Origin of the sequence: Winogradskyella aurantiaca, assembly GCF_003362725.1 — a bacterium.
GTDB lineage: Bacteria > Bacteroidota > Bacteroidia > Flavobacteriales > Flavobacteriaceae > Winogradskyella_A > Winogradskyella_A aurantiaca.
This window is the reverse complement of sequence record NZ_QKTV01000017.1, coordinates 1-1,395: the sequence shown is the minus strand read 5'-3', so window position 1 is coordinate 1,395 and position 1,395 is coordinate 1. Positions and strand designations below refer to the sequence as shown.

Here is a 1,395-nt window from a genome sequence, read left to right as displayed (position 1 = left end):
GTTCTTTCTTGTGGTGCAGAAGATGTGATTATCTCAAAGACTGTAACAGCCAATGGCGATGGTCTTAATGATGTCTTTAGAGTAAGTGGTATTGAGGATTGTGGGTTTGTAATTGAAGTTCAGCTTTATAACCGTTGGGGGGCTAAAGTTTACCAATCCAATGATTACCAAAACAATTGGAGTGGTCAGACCTCTGGTGCTGCCGTTGGTGGCTCTGGCAATGTTCCTACCGGTACCTATTACTATGTTGTTAACCTAAGAAATAGTGGCTTAGATCCTTTCACTGGACCTATCTACGTTGCTACAAACAAATAAATCTTAACCTATGAAACTGTTTAGAAATTTAAGTATCGCTATACTTCTGATGGCCAGTGCCAATGTCCTGGCCCAACAGTTGCCGCAGTTCACGCAGTATATGTACAATACTATTGCTATCAACCCTGCCTATGCCGGCAGTAGAGAAACACTGAGTATTGTTGGATTGCATCGTAGCCAGTGGGTTGGTATTGCCGGGGCGCCTGAAACGCAAACCCTTTCCATCCACTCACCCTTAAGAAATGAAAAAATTGGTTTGGGATTCTCCTTTATCAATGATCAACTAGGATATGAGAACTTCTCATATCTATATGCAGATTTCTCCTATACCATTCAAACTGGTGAGAGAACTAAACTTGCCTTTGGGGCTAAAGCTGGGGTTACCCACTTTAACCTCGATCAGGACCTGTTTAATGCCTCTGACCCTAGTATTGACCCTGGTGATCCTATTCTTAGAGAGCTTTCCAACCGTTGGAGCCCTAATGTAGGTGCTGGTCTTTACTGGCACTCGAACAGATGGTATGTAGGATTGTCTGCACCTAGATTATTTAACACCGATCGTATCACTGCAGAAGGTGCTGCTCAAAACGATATCGTTGTAGAGCGTGTGAGCTATTACCTTACCGGTGGAGCTGTCTTTGATCTTAGTCAGAATACCAAGCTTAAGCCTGCTTTCCTGATTAAAGAAACCAATGGAGCACCGCTTTCTATTGACCTTACTGCTAACTTCCTCTTCTATGAGAAGTTCTGGGCAGGGGTTGGTTATAGAATCAATGAAAATGCCGCCTCTCTTGGTGGAATCGTTGACCTGCAGGTCTCCAAACAATTACGTATTGGATACGCTTATGAGTATCCCCTATCCGATGTTAGATTCTATACCTCTGGTACACATGAATTCTTATTGATGTTCGAGGTATTCAAAAGTAAACGTGTTAAATCACCTAGATATTTCTAAAAGCAAATGGTCATGAGAACAAGATTCATATTACTTCTTTTTATTTTGAGCGGTTCTGCTGTATTTGCTCAAAAGAAACTAGCCGATAAATTCTACGATAACTATGGCTATGCCAAAGCTATTGA

At 41.8% G+C, this 1,395-nt stretch carries 2 protein-coding genes; both read left to right on the top strand.

The window, feature by feature from the left end:
* The coding region (locus tag DN064_RS14065) for a gliding motility-associated C-terminal domain-containing protein (RefSeq protein WP_157962325.1) at window positions 1-315 on the top strand (315 nt) is incomplete at its 5' end.
* Window positions 316-325: 10 nt separating this feature from the next.
* Entirely contained in the window at window positions 326-1,270 is a 945-nt protein-coding gene (locus DN064_RS14060) for a PorP/SprF family type IX secretion system membrane protein (protein WP_115463294.1), read from the top strand.
* The last annotated feature ends 125 nt before the right edge of the window (window positions 1,271-1,395 follow it).